General features: G+C 72.3%; 14 protein-coding genes. 7 read left to right on the top strand and 7 right to left on the bottom strand.

Annotated elements, in window-relative coordinates; all coding sequences use genetic code 11:
- Positions 1-2: 2 nt before the first annotated feature.
- Genes AC2DFQ_RS00200 through mtrA form a run of 3 tightly spaced genes read right to left on the bottom strand, consistent with a single transcriptional unit; the run spans position 3 to position 4,019 of the window.
- The gene (locus AC2DFQ_RS00200; protein WP_484509843.1) at positions 3-1,667 is read right to left on the bottom strand and encodes an LpqB family beta-propeller domain-containing protein; all 1,665 of its coding nucleotides are present in this window, start codon (positions 1,665-1,667) and stop codon (positions 3-5) included.
- A complete protein-coding gene (gene mtrB, locus AC2DFQ_RS00195) occupies positions 1,664-3,331 on the bottom strand; it encodes an MtrAB system histidine kinase MtrB (RefSeq protein ID WP_484509844.1) in 1,668 nt (555 codons plus the stop codon). The genes AC2DFQ_RS00200 and mtrB overlap by 4 nt, the downstream gene beginning before the upstream one ends.
- A gap of 7 nt (positions 3,332-3,338) precedes the next feature.
- Complete coding sequence (mtrA, locus tag AC2DFQ_RS00190; protein ID WP_484509845.1) at positions 3,339-4,019, bottom strand: MtrAB system response regulator MtrA; 681 nt, start codon at positions 4,017-4,019, stop codon at positions 3,339-3,341.
- 156 nt (positions 4,020-4,175) lie between these two features.
- On the opposite strand from mtrA, the gene AC2DFQ_RS00185 reads away from it, so the two are divergent.
- From AC2DFQ_RS00185 to AC2DFQ_RS00165, 5 genes are read left to right on the top strand one after another with little or no spacing between them, the layout of a single operon-like run.
- Complete coding sequence (locus tag AC2DFQ_RS00185) at positions 4,176-5,483, top strand: glycerophosphoryl diester phosphodiesterase membrane domain-containing protein (RefSeq protein WP_484509846.1); 1,308 nt, start codon at positions 4,176-4,178, stop codon at positions 5,481-5,483.
- Between the two features lie 8 nt (positions 5,484-5,491).
- On the top strand, positions 5,492-6,139 hold the full coding sequence (locus AC2DFQ_RS00180; RefSeq protein WP_484532580.1) for a DUF4129 domain-containing protein: 648 nt from the start codon (positions 5,492-5,494) through the stop codon (positions 6,137-6,139).
- Positions 6,136-7,299: a DUF4350 domain-containing protein gene (locus tag AC2DFQ_RS00175; protein WP_484532579.1), complete on the top strand. Its 1,164-nt coding sequence runs from the start codon at positions 6,136-6,138 to the stop codon at positions 7,297-7,299. The genes AC2DFQ_RS00180 and AC2DFQ_RS00175 overlap by 4 nt, the downstream gene beginning before the upstream one ends.
- Positions 7,296-8,282, top strand: coding sequence for an AAA family ATPase (locus AC2DFQ_RS00170; RefSeq protein ID WP_484532578.1), 987 nt, complete (start codon positions 7,296-7,298; stop codon positions 8,280-8,282). The genes AC2DFQ_RS00175 and AC2DFQ_RS00170 overlap by 4 nt, the downstream gene beginning before the upstream one ends.
- A 3-nt stretch (positions 8,283-8,285) precedes the next feature.
- A complete protein-coding gene (locus AC2DFQ_RS00165) occupies positions 8,286-9,587 on the top strand; it encodes a DUF58 domain-containing protein (RefSeq protein ID WP_484532577.1) in 1,302 nt (433 codons plus the stop codon).
- Between the two features lie 54 nt (positions 9,588-9,641).
- Here the strand turns inward: AC2DFQ_RS00165 and katG are convergent, their stop codons facing one another.
- The 3 genes from katG to AC2DFQ_RS00150 all read right to left on the bottom strand — a co-directional run bounded on the left by katG (position 9,642) and on the right by AC2DFQ_RS00150 (position 13,517).
- On the bottom strand, positions 9,642-11,903 hold the full coding sequence (gene katG, locus AC2DFQ_RS00160) for a catalase/peroxidase HPI (RefSeq protein WP_484532576.1): 2,262 nt from the start codon (positions 11,901-11,903) through the stop codon (positions 9,642-9,644).
- A complete protein-coding gene (locus tag AC2DFQ_RS00155; protein WP_484509852.1) occupies positions 11,900-12,361 on the bottom strand; it encodes a Fur family transcriptional regulator in 462 nt (153 codons plus the stop codon). Before AC2DFQ_RS00155 ends, katG begins: the two co-directional genes overlap by 4 nt.
- A 160-nt stretch (positions 12,362-12,521) precedes the next feature.
- A complete protein-coding gene (locus AC2DFQ_RS00150; protein WP_484532575.1) occupies positions 12,522-13,517 on the bottom strand; it encodes a stage II sporulation protein M in 996 nt (331 codons plus the stop codon).
- A 16-nt stretch (positions 13,518-13,533) separates the two neighbouring features.
- Here AC2DFQ_RS00150 and AC2DFQ_RS00145 point away from each other — a divergent pair, with 16 nt between their 5' ends.
- Complete coding sequence (locus tag AC2DFQ_RS00145; protein ID WP_484532574.1) at positions 13,534-14,358, top strand: RDD family protein; 825 nt, start codon at positions 13,534-13,536, stop codon at positions 14,356-14,358.
- 24 nt (positions 14,359-14,382) lie between these two features.
- Here the strand turns inward: AC2DFQ_RS00145 and AC2DFQ_RS00140 are convergent, their stop codons facing one another.
- Positions 14,383-14,589, bottom strand: coding sequence for a DUF3499 family protein (locus tag AC2DFQ_RS00140; protein WP_484509855.1), 207 nt, complete (start codon positions 14,587-14,589; stop codon positions 14,383-14,385).
- A gap of 69 nt (positions 14,590-14,658) precedes the next feature.
- Here AC2DFQ_RS00140 and AC2DFQ_RS00135 point away from each other — a divergent pair, with 69 nt between their 5' ends.
- On the top strand, positions 14,659-15,093 hold the full coding sequence (locus AC2DFQ_RS00135; RefSeq protein ID WP_484509856.1) for a metallopeptidase family protein: 435 nt from the start codon (positions 14,659-14,661) through the stop codon (positions 15,091-15,093).
- Positions 15,094-15,099 lie beyond the last annotated feature (6 nt).

Below are 15,099 nucleotides of genomic sequence, written 5' to 3'. Positions count from 1 at the left end.
CGCTACGGCATCCCCTGCTGCCCGGCGAGAAGCCGGATGTCCGTCGCGAGCTGTTGCCAGGTGGGCCCCTGGCGCACATAGAGCACGCCCGCGCTGGAGAGGAGCCGGGCGCTGGAATTGCCTCCGGCGATCGACGACACTCCCGCGGGAATGGTCAGCTCCGTCCCCGGGCCCCCGACGGGCTGCTCGCGAAGCGACACCTCCGCGCCGACCCGGACGAGGAGACCGAGAGTGGTGTCATCCAGCCACGCGAGCCCGGCGCCCTCACCGGCGACGACGGCGACGACGTGGGGCTCGCCCAGGGCGATGCCCGCCCCATCCGCGGCGCGGCGGATGCCGGCGACCCACAGTTCGGTGTGGCCGCGAACCGTCACCGCGGCCGCCACCCGAGCACCATCCCGGGCGACCTGCATCGCGGAGACGGCGGTGGCTGCCGGCCATGCCGCCTCCACCGGTACGGGGGCGGCGCCGACGGCGAAAGCGCGGACCGCGGCGGGGTCGGTCCCCGGAACGCTCCACACGAAACCGAACGGATCGATCGTCGGGCGGATGAGACCGGGGCGCTCATCCAGCGGAGCCGTGGTCTCATCCCCCCCGGCGCGCACCACGGCACCGGTCGCGGTCAGCACGGCGGCCGCCTCGAGGTCGCCCGACGCCTCCACGGCCATGGCGTCGAGCGATTCGACCGCCCCCGAGAGCCCCGCGACGGGCTCGACGTCTTCCCCGTTGAGGAACCCGAACCGACCGTCCGCGACTTCGACCAGGGACTGGGGGTCGACCCGCGTCGACAGCGTGGGAGCCGAACGCGCCGTCAGGGGAGAACCGTCCGCCGTCATCTGCACGGTGGTGACGCCCGCCGAGCGCAGCGACGCCTCGAGCTGGGCTTGCATACGATCCAGCACGTTCTGCCCCAGCGACAGCGCTCCGTCGGTGAGGTCGACCTGCGCCACCCCGTCGGAGATGGGGACGGCCCGGGTGGCGGTCTCGACCTCTTCGGGGAAGGCGGTCACCACCGCACCGGCCAGCCACGGACTCGGCGCACCGTCGATGAGGGCACCGGCCACGTAGGCGGCGATGTTGGTACGGGGGAACCAGCGCACGTCCGGCACCAGGAACTGCCACGACGGCTCGAAGAACATCAGCGACGCCGAGCTGAACACGCTGCGGAACTGCTCCTCGAAGAGCACGATGCCATCCGGCGCATCGGAGATGCGCCACTCGCCGTTCTCCTCCTCGAGCGTGAAGCTGAGCGTCGAGGGCGCCCCGCCCTGCGGCAGGTACGATCCCTCGGCATCGACGATCCCCGTCGGGGTGATCTCGACGAGACTCACGCCTTCGACGGGAGCCGTCGGCGCGGAGCGGTCCTGGAGGCGGTCGACGGTGACGGTGGTGAGCGGATTCCACTCCCGCGCGAACGAACCGGCCAGGAATTCCCGCGCCGTGGCCCACGAGTCCTGGGGGCCGGAGCCGGCCCGGATGAACCCGTTGACGATGTCTTCCGGCGAGGCACCGGGCTGCGGGCTGTCGGGCACGAAGCGGAAGTCGGGGTCGGCCACGATATCGACCGGCGAGCGCCCCGGATACACCGCACCGGAGCTCGGGAGCCCCGCGCATGCGGTGAGCAGCAGGACGAGCACGGCGGCGGCCACCCCGGCCAGGCGCTTCATGCGCTGCCCTCCGTCACGTCGATGGGCTGGGTGAGTCCCAGCGCCTCCAGCGAGGTGTCGTCGTCGTCCACATCGAGCGCGATCGGCGAGCGCCCGCCGAGGTCGCCCCCCGCGCGGCGCGGAAGCGTGAGGACGAAGTGCGACCCGCGGCCGAGCTCGGACCACACCTCGAGCCGTCCGCCGTGCAGCCGTGCGTCGCCGAGAGCGATGGACAGACCCAGGCCCGTGCCGCCGATCGTGCGCGTGCGTGAGGGGTCGGCCCGCCAGAAGCGGTCGAAGACGTGTTCCGCCTCCCCCGGCCGCATCCCGAGGCCGAAGTCGCGGACGCCGAGCGCGACGGCGTTCTGGTCGCTGTCGACGGTGACGACGATCGGGCGACCCTCCCCGTGCTCGATCGCGTTCCCGAGCAGGTTGCGTACGATCCGGCGCACGCGGCGGGCATCCATCTCCACGAGGGAATGTCCCCCGGGCGCCAGCAGGCGGACGTCCGAGCCGTGCCGCTCCGCGAGCTGGTGCATCGACCCGATCACGTCCTCGGCCAGGTGTGCGAGACTCGTCGGCTCCAGCTCCAGCTGAACGGATCCCGCGTCGTAGCGGCTGATCTCCAGCAGGTCGGTCAGCAGCGTCTCGAACCGCTGCACCTGGGCGTGGAGGAGCTCGGCGGCTCGCGCCGTGGCCGGGTCGAACCGGTCGCGCTGGTCGTTGAGCATGTCGGCGGCCAGGCGGATGGTGGTCAGGGGCGTCCGCAACTCATGCGAGACGTCGGAGACGAAGCGCTGCTGCACGAGGGAGAGCTCCGCGAGCTCCTTGATCTGCGCCTCGATGCTGTCGGCCATCGCGTTGAACGAGCGGCCGAGGACTGCCAGCTCATCGTCGCCGCGCACGGGGAGGCGCACGGCGAGGTCGCCCGCCGCGAGCTGCGCGCTGGTCTCGGCCGCTTCGCCGATCGGGACGGTGACCGAGCGCAGCGCGAACCAGGTGATGCCGCCGATGAGCGCCACCAGTGCGATCCCGACGACCCACAGCATGGCCTGCACGAAGGTCAGGGTGGATGAGGCGGCTTCGAGGTTGTACGCGAGGTAGACCTCGTACGGGCCGACGCCGCGGACATCGAGCTGCTGGCCGACGAGGATGCCCGGACCCGTCCCGCCCTCGGTGGGCAGCGACACCGACTGCCACCACTGCGTCTCGGTGTTCGAGCGCACGAGCTCCCGCAACTCCGACGTCACGAGGGTGCGCTCGAATCCGACCGAGTCCACGTTCTGCGGGGCCAGGGACGACGCATCCGTGTCGATCCGGTAGGAGGCGAAGGCGTCCGCGCCGGACTGCTGCGAGAGGGTACGCAGGACGCTGTTCATGAGGTTCTGCACCGTCACGGGATCATCGGTCTCCGCCGAGGCGTCCAACGTGACCTGCGCGGCGATGGTGGCGCGCTGCGCCGATGTGAGCGCCTGGCGGAGCCGGGACTGGAACAGGTCGTTCTGGATCGCCAGCGCCATCCACACGCACGCGATGAGGATCGTCAGCGCGGTCAGCCCCAGGGTGACCAGGATCGTCCGGAACCGCAGCGAGCGCCGCCACAGCGCCGTGACACGGCCCGGCCACGAGCGCCACCCCTGCACGACGGTCGGCACCGCTCGCCGCGGGGCCGTCGCCGTGGTCATGCCGGCCTCACACCACCGCGCCGGCGCGGTACCCGACTCCGCGCACGGTGGTGACGATGCGAGGGTTGTCGGGGTCGGTTTCGACCTTGGCGCGCAGGCGCTGAACGTGCACGTTCACCAGGCGCGTGTCGGCCTTGTAGTGGTAGCCCCATACCTGCTCGAGCAGCATCTCCCGCGAGAAGACCTGCTGGGGCTTGGATGCGAGGGCGACGAGCAGCTCGAATTCCAGCGGCGTCAGCGCGATCACGCCATCGCCGCGGCGCACTTCGTGCGCGGTGACATCCACGGCGAGGTCGCCGATGCGCAGAACCTCGCCCCCCGCGGCGGACACCGGCCGCAGGCGGGTGCGGATGCGGGCGACCAGCTCCTTCGGGTTGAAGGGCTTCACGATGTAGTCGTCGGCGCCGGACTCGAGCCCCTTGACCACGTCGGCGGTGTCGGTGCGGGCGGTCAGCATGATGATCGGCACCCCCGACTCGGCACGGACCCGCGTGCACACCTCGATGCCGTCCATCCCGGGCAGCATGAGGTCGAGCAGGATGAGGTCGGGGCGTTCGCGGCGCCAGGCGTCGACCGCTTCGGCGCCGTCGGCACAGAAGGCGGTGTCGAACCCTTCGGTGCGCAGCACGATGCCGATCATCTCCGCCAACGCCGTGTCGTCGTCGACCACCAGGATTCGTGAAGTCATCTGCGCGTTCGTCCTCACATCCGTCCCGCTGCGCGACGGGCGCGCGGCAGCATCCCCGTGCGCTCACTTCACACAGTAGTCGACGCGACTGAGCACCAGCCGAGCGCCTCGCCCGCGTGTGACACGATAGAACCAGCCCAGCAAGAGGAGGCGCATGTGACCGCGTACCCGGCCTGGACGCCGGCCCCCCGCCCGGGCATCGTGCCCCTGCATCCCTACGGTTTCGGCACCACGCTCGGCCGGTCGTTCACCGCACTGCGGCAGAACCCCGGGGTGCTGCTCGGGTTCGCCCTGGGCGTGCAGGCACTCGCCTTCCTGGTGCTGATCCTGGTGACCGGCGGGGTCGCCTTCGCCGCCTTCTCGCGCCTGGACACCCTCACCCCCGGCACCGAGGACTTCGAAGCCGTGACGGCCGGGTCGATCGCGATCACGGCGATCACCGGCGTCGTGCTGACCCTTGCCGCCGGGGCGCTCGGCGTTCTCGTGCAGGGCGTCGTCGTCAGCGAGGTCGCGCACGCGGTGGTCGCCGAGAAGCTCCCCCTCCGCGGGGTGTGGCGACGGGTTCGTCCCGTGGCCGGCCGGCTGCTCGGGTATGCGTTCCTCCTGCTCCTGGCCGTCGCGGTCGTCGTGGCGATCGTGGTGGCCGTCCTCTTCGCCCTGGGCACCGCATCCGTCCCGGTCGCGATCGTCGGCGGAGTACTGACGTTCCTCGCCGCCATCCCCCTCACCCTGTGGCTGAACACCAAGCTGCTCCTCGTGCCCGCGGTCATCATCCTCGAGCGGGCGCGCATCGGCCAGGCGCTCGCGCGGTCGTGGCGGCTCACCCGCACCCGCTTCTGGCCGACGCTGGGCATCATCGTCATCATCTCCCTCACTTTCGGTGTCGTCGCGCAGCTCGTGGGCCTTCCCCTCCAGTTCGTCGCGCTGGGGCTGACGACGATCGTCACGCCCACCGGTGAGCCCGAAGCGGGCGCGCTCATCGCCTTCCTCGTCACGGCCGTGATCACTCAGATCGTCACGATCCTCATCCAGTGCATCGCGCTGATCGTCCAATCCACCGCGACCGCCCTGGTGTACGTGGACTGCAGGATGCGGCACGAGGGCCTCGACCTCGACCTGCTCGCCTACGTCGATCAGCGCGACGCCGGCGCGGAGGATCTCCCCGACCCGTATCGCGTGCACATCGGACGCGAACTCCCCCCGCGCGCACCCGCCGCGCCGGCGTGGGCGTACCCCGGGCCGGCCGGTGCGATGCCGCAGGCAGCCGTCCCCGGCGCTTTCTCGTCCCCGCCGCCGTACGCGCCAGCACCCCCGCAGATGCCCAGCGGGCCGCCGCCGGCGGGTGCGCCGGTCCCCGGGCCGGTCGCGGCACCGGCCCCGCCCGCTCCACCGGCGCCCCCGGCCCCGCCGGCGCCGACGACGTGGGCGCCCCCGGGCGCGCCGGCGGGCCCCGGCCGACCGTGACGGCACCGGTGCAGCGCTGGAGCGCCGCTCCCCTCCAGCCCAGTCCCGACGACGCCCGAGAACGGCTGCGGCGGGAGCTGGCCGATCCGGTCTACGAGGCGGCGGAGCCGACGTTCCTCGATCGTGCGGCGCGAGCCGTCGGCGAGTTCTTCACCCGCCTGCTCGACCCCGACCTGTCCGGCGGGTGGGGCCCGACTGCCGCCGTCGTCGCCACGGTCGTGGTCGTCGCGCTCCTCGTCGCCGCCCTCCTCGTGTGGGGGCGCCCGCGCCCGGCGGCACGCTCCCATCGAACGGTCGGACCGCTGTTCGGCGACGGTGACGACCGGTCGGCCGATCGGCTGCGGGCCGACGCGAGCGCGAGCGCCGCCCGCGAGCGGTGGGAGGAGGCCATCGTCCTGCGCTTCCGGGCGCTCGCACGCGGCCTGTCCGAACGCGCCATCATCGAACCTCCCCCCGGCGCGACCGCTCAGGCCTTCGCTCGGGAGGCCGCGCGGGCCTTCCCCGCCGCGGCGACCGAGCTGGCCGCGGCGGCCACCGGATTCGACGACGTCCGCTATCTGCGCCGCCCCGGGAGCCGCGCCGTCTACGACCGGATCGCGGGTCTGGACGACGCTCTCGCCCAGACCCGTCCGGCGCTGAGCGAGGCGCCGCGATGAGTGCGACAGACCTCGACCGGCCCCGCCGGCGCACGCGCGCGCTCGGCTGGGCGGTGATCGCCGTCGCGCTCACCCTCGTCGCCGTCGCCGGTGCTCTCCTCGGCCAGAGCGCCGGCTGGGCCGAACGGTCGGCGCTCGATCCCGAGTCGGCGGGTCCGGACGGCGCCCGCGCGCTCGTCCGCGTCCTCGAGAACGAGGGCATCGACGTCCGCATCGCGCGCGACCTGCCCGCCGCCTCGGCCGCGCTGGCGGACGGGGACGCCACCCTGGCACTGCCCGATGCGCCCGGTCTGTCGGATGCGGCGGTGACGGAACTGGCGGCGGGCGCGGCGGACGTGGTGCTCCTGGAGCCTCGGTCGCGCACTCTCCGCGTGCTCCTGCACGACTCGGCCGCGGCAGGCGCGTTCGCCGACGACACCCTCGCACCGGAGTGCACGCAGGCCGCTGCGCGTCGTGCGGGCGAGATCGTCGCCGGGGAGCTTTTCACCCCCGGCGACGGCGTCGAGGGGTGCTACCCCCTCGACGACGCCTTCGCGCTCCTGACCGCGTCGCGGGGGGCACGCGCCGTCACCGCGGTGGACGGTCGCGCGCTGCTGGCCAACGACACGGTCGGCCAGGCGGGCAACGCCGCCCTCGCCCTGGGCCTGCTGGGAGCACGACCGACGCTCGTCTGGTACGTCCCGTCCCTCGCCGACGTGGATGCGGCGGCGCCCACGCTGGGCGAACTCACCCCACCCTGGGTGACCCCCGCCATCGTGCTGCTCCTGGCCGCCGGCGTCACCGCGGCGATCTGGCGCGGGCGGCGGTTCGGACCGCTCGTCGCCGAGACGCTGCCCGTCACGGTGCGCGCGGCCGAGACGACCATCGGCCGCGGGCGCCTCTATGCCCGCAGCCGCGACGCCGCGCACGCGGCCGGTCAGCTCCGCGCCGCCGCGATCGGCCGGATCAGCCGCATGCTGGGGCTCGGCGCCCACGTCGCGCCGATGGCGGTGGCGGATGCCGCGGCCCGCCGCCTCTCGCGCGATCCGGGCGCCGTGCGCAGCATCCTCATCACCGACGCCCCCGCCACCGACCGCGAGCTGGTCGACCTCAGCGACCGCCTGCACGACCTCGAGGCGGATGTCTCCGCCGCCACCCGACCGGAAGGGACCCCCTCATGAGCGACAACGCACCGGACGACGACGCACCGGACGACGACGCCCTGCGCGACGCCATGCACCGTGTGCGCGGTGAGATCGGCAAGGCGGTGGTCGGGCAGGACGGCACCGTGACCGGGCTCCTCATCGCCCTCCTGGCGCGCGGACACGTGCTGCTGGAGGGGGTTCCCGGCGTCGCCAAGACGCTGCTCGTGCGCACCTTCAGCCGCGCGGTGGGCCTGGACACCAAACGGATCCAATTCACCCCCGACCTGATGCCCGGTGACGTCTCCGGTTCGCTCGTCTACGACGCGCGCACCGGCGAGTTCGAGTTCCGGGCGGGTCCGGTGTTCACGAACATCGTCCTCGCCGACGAGATCAACCGCACTCCTCCGAAGACCCAGGCGGCCCTGCTGGAGGCGATGGAGGAGCGGCAGGTGTCCACCGACGGTGTGACCCGGCCGCTTCCCGAGCCCTTCCTCGTCGCGGCGACCCAGAACCCCATCGAGCACGAAGGCACGTACACGCTGCCCGAGGCGCAGCTCGACCGCTTCCTGCTGAAGCTCCTCGTCGACGTGCCGGGGCGCGAGGCCGAACTGGATGTGCTCCGTCGTCACGCGAACGGCTTCGACCCGCGCGCGCTCGGGGCCGCGGGGGTCGAGCAGGCGGTCACCCCGCAGGAGATCCTCGACGCCCAGCGGGCGTCGGCCGCGGTCACCGTGGCCGACGACGTGCTCGGATACGTCGTCGACCTCGCCCGCGCCACCCGCCAAAGCCCGTCCGTGCAGCTGGGTGTGAGCCCGCGCGCGACGACGGGACTCCTCGCGGCGGCCAAGGCCTGGGCGTGGCTGAGCGGGTATCCCGCGATCACGCCCGACCACGTGCAGACGATGCTCGTCCCGACCTGGCGCCACCGCATCCGATTGCGCCCCGACGCCGAGATCGAGGGGGTCTCCGTCGACGCCATCCTCACCTCGGTGCTGCAGCAGACCCGCGTTCCGCTCTGACCCGTGTACGTCACCGGCCGTCTTCCGATCCTCGTCGCCCTGGGCGTCGTCCCCGTCGTGCTGCTCTCGGCGGCGGAGGTCGCGCCGTGGGCGGTGGCGGGGGTGTGGATGCTGCTGTGCGCGGCGGGCGCGGCCGCCGACGTCGCTCTTGCCGCTGATCCGCGACGGCTCACGATCGATCGCCGGCTCCCCGGGCGAACCCTCCTGGACGAACCGGTCGTCTCGGAGGTCGTCGTCACGAACACGGGCGATCGACGCGTCCGCGGAGTGCTGCGGGACGCGTGGCAGCCGACGGCGGGGGCGGGGACCACGCGGCTCCGGCTGGACGTGCCCGCCGGGGAGCGGCGCATCCTGAGGCAGGCGCTCCGCCCCGGCCGTCGCGGCGAACTGCGCAGCGACTTCGTGGTGACCCGCTCGGTCGGCCCGCTGGGCCTCGCGGGACGCCAGGCGCGCCTGGACGCCCCCGGACGGCTGCGCGTCCTCCCTCCGTTCCGCGCGCGGCGTCACCTCCCCTCGCGCCTCGCGCGCCTGCGGGAGCTCGACGGCAACACCAGCGTGCAGGTGCGCGGTCAGGGCACCGAGTTCGACAGCCTCCGCGAGTACGTGCGCGGCGATGACGTGCGTTCGATCGACTGGCGCGCCACCGCGCGGGCGGGTGCGACGATGCTCCGCACGTGGCGACCGGAGCGCGACCGTCACATCGTCATCGTCGTCGACACCGGGCGCACCTCGGCGGCGCGCGTGGGCGACGGCACTCGCCTGGATGCGGGGATGGAGACGGCGCTGCTGCTGGCGGCGCTGGCGCAGCGGGCCGGCGACCATGTGCACCTGCTCATGTTCGACCGGCTCGTCCGTGCGCGCGTGAGCCGGGTGGAGGGACCGGGACTTCTTCCCGCGCTGGTGGATGCGATGGCGCCGGTGGAGCCGGCACTCCTGGACACCGACTGGGACGCCGCGCTCGCCCACGTCCGGACGCTGGCGAACCACCCCTCGCTCGTGGTGCTCGTCACCGCTCACGACGACCCGGCCGCCGCTCGCGGATTCCTGGGGTCGCTTCCCGGCCTCACCGCGCGCACGCGGGTCCTCGTCGCCACCGCCGCCGAAGTGCCCGTCGCCGACACGGCGGGCACGAACGCGGCCGAGGTGTACGCCGCCGCCGCCGCCGTGCGGGCGAGCGAGGACGCTCGCCGGGTCGCGGCGGCCGTCGAGCGCGCGGGCGGCGATGCGGTCACCGCATCCGCCGACGATCTTCCTCCGCGCGTGGCCGACCGCTATCTCGCGCTCAAGGCCGCCGGGCGCCTGTAGCCCGGACAACGGAACGGCCCGCCCCTTTCGGGACGGGCCGTTCGCAGATGGTGCTCAGACGATGTCGAACCGATCGAGTTCGGTGACCTTGCGCCACGCCGCGACGAAGTCGCGGACGAGCTTCTCCTTGGCGTCATCGCTGGCATACACCTCGGCGAGGGCGCGCAGCTCGGAGTTGGAGGAGAACACCAGGTCGACGCGGGAGCCGACGCCCACACGCTCCCCCGAGCCGTCCTTCGCCCCTTGGAATGCGTGCTTGCCGCTGTCCAGCGGCGTCCACGTGGTGCCGAGGTCGAGCAGGTTCACGAAGAAGTCGTTCGTGAGCGCACCCGGCGTCGCGGTGAACACACCGAAGGGCGACCCGTCCCAGTTCGCACCGATCGCGCGCATCCCGCCGACGAGCACGGTCATCTCCGGCGCCGTGAGCGTGAGCAGGTTGGCCTTGTCGACCAGCAGGTACTCCGCCGGCAGCTTCGCATCCCGCGAGATGTAGTTGCGGAACCCGTCGGCGACCGGCTCGAGGTACGCGAAGGACGTCTCGTCGGTCTGCTCCTGCGTGGCGTCGGTGCGACCGGGGGTGAAGGGCACCTCGACCTCCATGCCGCCGGCCAGGGCCGCCTGCTCCACGCCGGCGTTTCCGGCCAGCACGATGAGGTCGGCCAGCGACACGGTCTTGGCGCCCGCCTGCTGCGCGTCGAACTCCGCCTTGATGCGCTCGAGCACGCCCAGCACCTTCTGCAGCTGCGCGGGGTTGTTGACCTCCCAGTCCTTCTGCGGGGCGAGGCGGATGCGGGCGCCGTTGACGCCGCCGCGCTTGTCGCTGCCGCGGAAGCTGGATGCTGCGGCCCACGTGGTTCCGACGAGCTCCTGAACGCTCAGTCCGCTGTCGAGGATCTGGCGCTTGAGCGCGGTCGCGTCGCCCTGGTCGATGAGGGGGTCGACGGCAGCGGGCAGCGGGTCCTGCCAGATGAGCTCCTCCTGCGGCACCTCGGGTCCGAGGTAGCGCGCCTTGGGCCCCATGTCGCGGTGGGTGAGCTTGAACCACGCGCGGGCGAAGGCGTCGCCGAACGCGATCGGGTCGTCCTTGAACCTGCGCGAGACCTCGTCGTACGCGGGGTCCATGCGCAGCGCCAGGTCACTCGTGAGCATGCGCGGCTCGCGCTTGCCCTCGGAGTGGGCGAGCGGGACCATGTCGGCCCCCATGCCGTTCTTCGGCCACCACTGGTGCGCGCCGGCGGGGCTCTGGAACAGCTCCCACTCGTAGGCGTACAGGATGTGGAAGAACTCGTTGTCCCAGCGCGTGGGGTGGTAGGTCCACGTGACCTCCAGGCCGCTGGTGACCGTGTCGTCGCCCTTGCCGGTGCCGTACTCGTTCTTCCAGCCAAGGCCCTGCTCCTCGATGTCGGCGGCCTCGGGGTTGGGGCCGACGTGGGAGTCGGGGGCGGCGCCGTGGGTCTTGCCGAAGGTGTGGCCGCCGGCGATGAGGGCGACGGTCTCCTCGTCGTTCATGCCCATCCGGCCGAACGTCTCGCGGATATCCCGTGCCGACAGCAGCGGGTCGGGGTTGCCGTTGGGGCCCTCCGGGTTGACGTAGATGAGGCCCATCTGCACGGCGGCGAGGGGCTTTTCCAGCTCCCGGTTGCCGGTGTAGCGCTCGTCGCCGAGCCACGTGGTCTCCGGGCCCCAGTACACGTCGTCGTCCGGCTCCCACACGTCGGCGCGTCCACCGGCGAAGCCGAAGGTGGAGAATCCCATCGACTCCAGCGCGACGTTTCCGGCGAGGATCATCAGGTCGGCCCACGAGATCGACTGGCCGTACTTCTTCTTGACCGGCCACAGCAGCCGGCGGGCCTTGTCGAGGTTGACGTTGTCGGGCCAGCTGTTCAGGGGTGCGAAGCGCTGCATCCCGGCTGCGCCACCGCCGCGACCGTCGGTCACGCGGTACGTGCCGGCGCTGTGCCACGCCATGCGGATCATGAGCGGACCGTAGTGACCGAAGTCGGCGGGCCACCAGTCCTGAGACGTGGTGAGCACGTCCTTGATGTCCTGCTTGAGGCTCGCGAGGTCGAGCGATTCGAAGGCGGCCTTGTAGTCGAATCCATCATCCAGCGGGTCGCGCTGGGCGGTGTTCTTCGCGAGGATCTTGAGGTTGACGCCGTTGGGCCACCAGACGCGGTTGGCCGAACCCTGCGTCGGGTGCGGCAGGTGCCCGGCGGGCTGACTGTCGGCGGGGGCTTCTCCCACGGGCAGTCGGTTGTCGTCGGGAGCTGCACCGTCGTGGAAAACGGGGCAGCCGGGAGCGGCGATGTCGCTCATTCAGATCCTCTCGGAGGGTTCGGGTGGTTCGTGTCTGCTCGACAGTTCGGGCACAGTCCCCAGAACGTCACCTCTGCGGAGCGGATGTCGAACCCGCTCCCCTCGGGCACGTGCAGGCACGGCGCGCCACCGACGACGCAATCGACGTCTTCGATGCGGCCGCACTCCGTGCACACCATGTGGTGGTGGTTGTCGTCGACCCGCAGTTCGAACGTGCCGGGGTGACCGGCCGGTTCGATGCGGCGCGCCAGGCCCGCATCGACGAAGTCGCCCAGCGCGTTGTACACCGACTGCTTGCTCGTCGCCGGGAGGGTGACGCGGATGCGGTCGAACACCTCCTCGGCGGAGGCGTGCGGTCTGCCGGCGAGGGCGTCGAAGACGGCGGTGCGGGTCGCGGTCACGCGCAGACCCGCGGTACGCAGACGCGCCTCGAGAGTCATGCCGGTACCGTCGATCATGTTCCGAACCTAGCCCAGTTTTGACTCGTTCAAAAAAAGGCCGGTCGCGCGGCGAGCCTCGTAGCCCACCTGTTCGCCGGAGCATCCGCCCGTTCAGGGGACAACTCCTGCCGCCTCACCGAGGCGCGAGGCGACGATTCCTGACCCTTGAGCGGGCGCTTCAGCCGGAGACGAGGCGCGTGGTCCCCGCCTCGTACTCCGTGAGGTCGCCGTCCTCGCCGGCCCGGGCTGCGCGCCGACCGAGCACGAGCAGGTAGGCGAGGAAAGCCGCGAGTGCCAGCGCGCCGATGGTGATCTTGACCGGCGTCGGCCACGGCGATGGCGTGACGAAACCCTCGATGACCCCGGAGAGAGCGAGGACGAAGACGAGGCCGATCGCGATCGTGCCGAGGGATCGTCCCGCCGAGGCCAGCGCGTCCGCCCGGGAGCGGGGGCCCGGCGCGACCCAGGCCCAGAAGATCTGGAGCCCGGCGGCCCCGGCCACCAGGATCGCGGTGACCTCCAGCAGACCGTGCGGGAGGATGAAGGAGAAGAACACGTCGCCGCGGCCGAACGCGAACATCACGGCCGCGGCCGTTCCGATTCCCACCGCGTTCTGCACGAGCACCATGAGCGGCCAGATGCCGGTGATCCCGAACAGCACGCACTGCGCGGCGATCCAGGCGTTGTTGGTCCACACCGTCCCCGCGAACACGGCAGCCGGATTCTCGCTGTAGTACGCCGTGAACTCCTCCTCGGCATAGGACTGCAACTCGGCCTCGTCCCCCAGTGCGGCGACGGCGGCCGGGTCGGAGGCGATCCACACGGCCACGAGGGTCGTGACCGCGAGGAAGCCGACGGCCACGGCCAGCAGCATCCACCGCACGCGGTAGAGGGCGGCGGGCAGCTGCCACAGGAAGAAGCGGGGCACGAGTGCGCCGGGGTTCTCCCGCACACCGGTCAGCCGCAGCCGAGTGCGTGCCAGGAGCGTCGAGACGTAGTCGCCCTGGGGCGTTCGGCCTGCCGAGGTCTTGATCTCGGCGAGGTCGGCGGATGCGGCGCGATAGCGCGTGACGAGTTCATCGACCTCCGCCCCGGACAGGCGGCGGGCGCGGCTCAGTTCGTCCAGGCGTGCCCACTCCTGCCGCCGCGCGGCCGTCAGGGCGTCGAGGTCCATTTGCTTTACTGTACCCATGGCCTCCGACCGACCCCCCGCCCTGGTGCAGATCGCTCAGGACGAGACGGTCACCGGCGAAGCCGTGGCGCTGGACGTGCAGTCGGTGGGATTCTTCCTCCGCGCCGCGGGCGCGCTGATCGACTTCCTCATCGGGGTGGCCGTGCTCGTGCTGCTGGCGAGCGTCCTGACATGGCTGGTGAGCGCGGGCGTCGTGGGCGAAGAGGCGGTGCCGCCTCTGGCGATCACGGTGCTGGTGCTCGTGGCGGTGGTGGCCCCGACCACCGTGGAGACGGCCACCCGCGGACGCAGCCTCGGCAAGCTGGCCGTCGGCGGCCGGATCGTCCGCGCAGACGGCGGCGCCATCGGATTCCGGCACGCATTCCTGCGGGCCCTGGCGGGGGTGCTCGAACTGTGGCTCACGCTCGGGTCGCTGGCCGCCCTCGTCGGCGCGTTCACGCCGCGGGCGCAGCGCCTGGGCGATCTGCTGGCCGGAACCTACAGCGAACGCACGCGCACGCCGGCGCTCCCGGCGCCGGCGCCGGGGGTCCCTCCGGCGCTCACCGGCTGGGCTCAGGTCGCCGATGTCGCGCGCCTGCCCGACCGCCTCGCCGCCCGCATCGCCCAGTTCGTGCGCTCGGCGCCGCACCTGGAGCCATCCGCGCGGGTCCGCCTTGCCGAGTCGCTCGCCGCGGAGGCGCGCCCATTCGTCGCTCCACTACCGCCGGTCGACGCCGAGCTGCTCCTCCACGGCATCGCCGCCGTGCGGCGGGACCGCGAGTTCCGGGCGCTCCTCCTCGAAGACCAGCGCGTCGCCGCGCTCCTCCCGCCGACCGGTCACTGAACCCCGGTTGACGGGGGCGCAGCGTCAGACGCGCAGCGTCTCGTGGCGGACGACGACCCATCCGCGGGGGACGGACAGCCGATCGGTGTGGATGGCGCACAGGTCATGCGCGTGCGGATCGCCGCCTCGACCGAGCGGTCCGACGGCCGCCATCTGGTCGCCGTAATCGTAGGTCAGGGTCGTCACCGCCTCGCGGGAGCATCCCACCTTGGAACAGAGTCTGTCGCGCATCGCCGTCAGCCTAACCGCGGCATCGGCCGGCGCCCCGCCGCCTCGCCGACCGCGTCGTAGGATGGGGCCATGGTCCGCCGCCGCTCCCGCGAGCGCCTCCGCGCACGACCTCCGCGGCACGGTCGTCATGGCCGCGAGAACCGCAGCCCGGTCGTGCGCCCTCCGCTTCCCCCATTGGACACCCGCGTGGAGCGCTTCGATCTGGCCGTCGGCACCGCCGCGGAGTTCCTCCGCTCCGCGTGGAGCGAGCTGCGGGAGGTGTCCTTCGAGATCGGGGTGCTGCCACCCTCGACCGATGACCACGGCATCCCGCGCTGGCGGGTACTGCGCGAGCAGAAGCGCATCATCCTCTATCGCGTACCGATCGAGCGGCTGAGCCACCTGCACCGCGACGACGACCTGCACCGGCGCATGATGATCGAGAGCGCGGTGTTCCGCGCTGCCGCCGAATACCTCGACCGCGATCCGTGGGACCTCGGCCCCGAGCGGTTCCGCTACTTCTGAGCCTCC

This window comes from Microbacterium sp. Z11_20, from assembly GCF_057197605.1.
The sequence above is the reverse complement of the archived record's forward strand: the minus strand, read 5'-3'. Positions and strand labels throughout refer to the sequence as shown.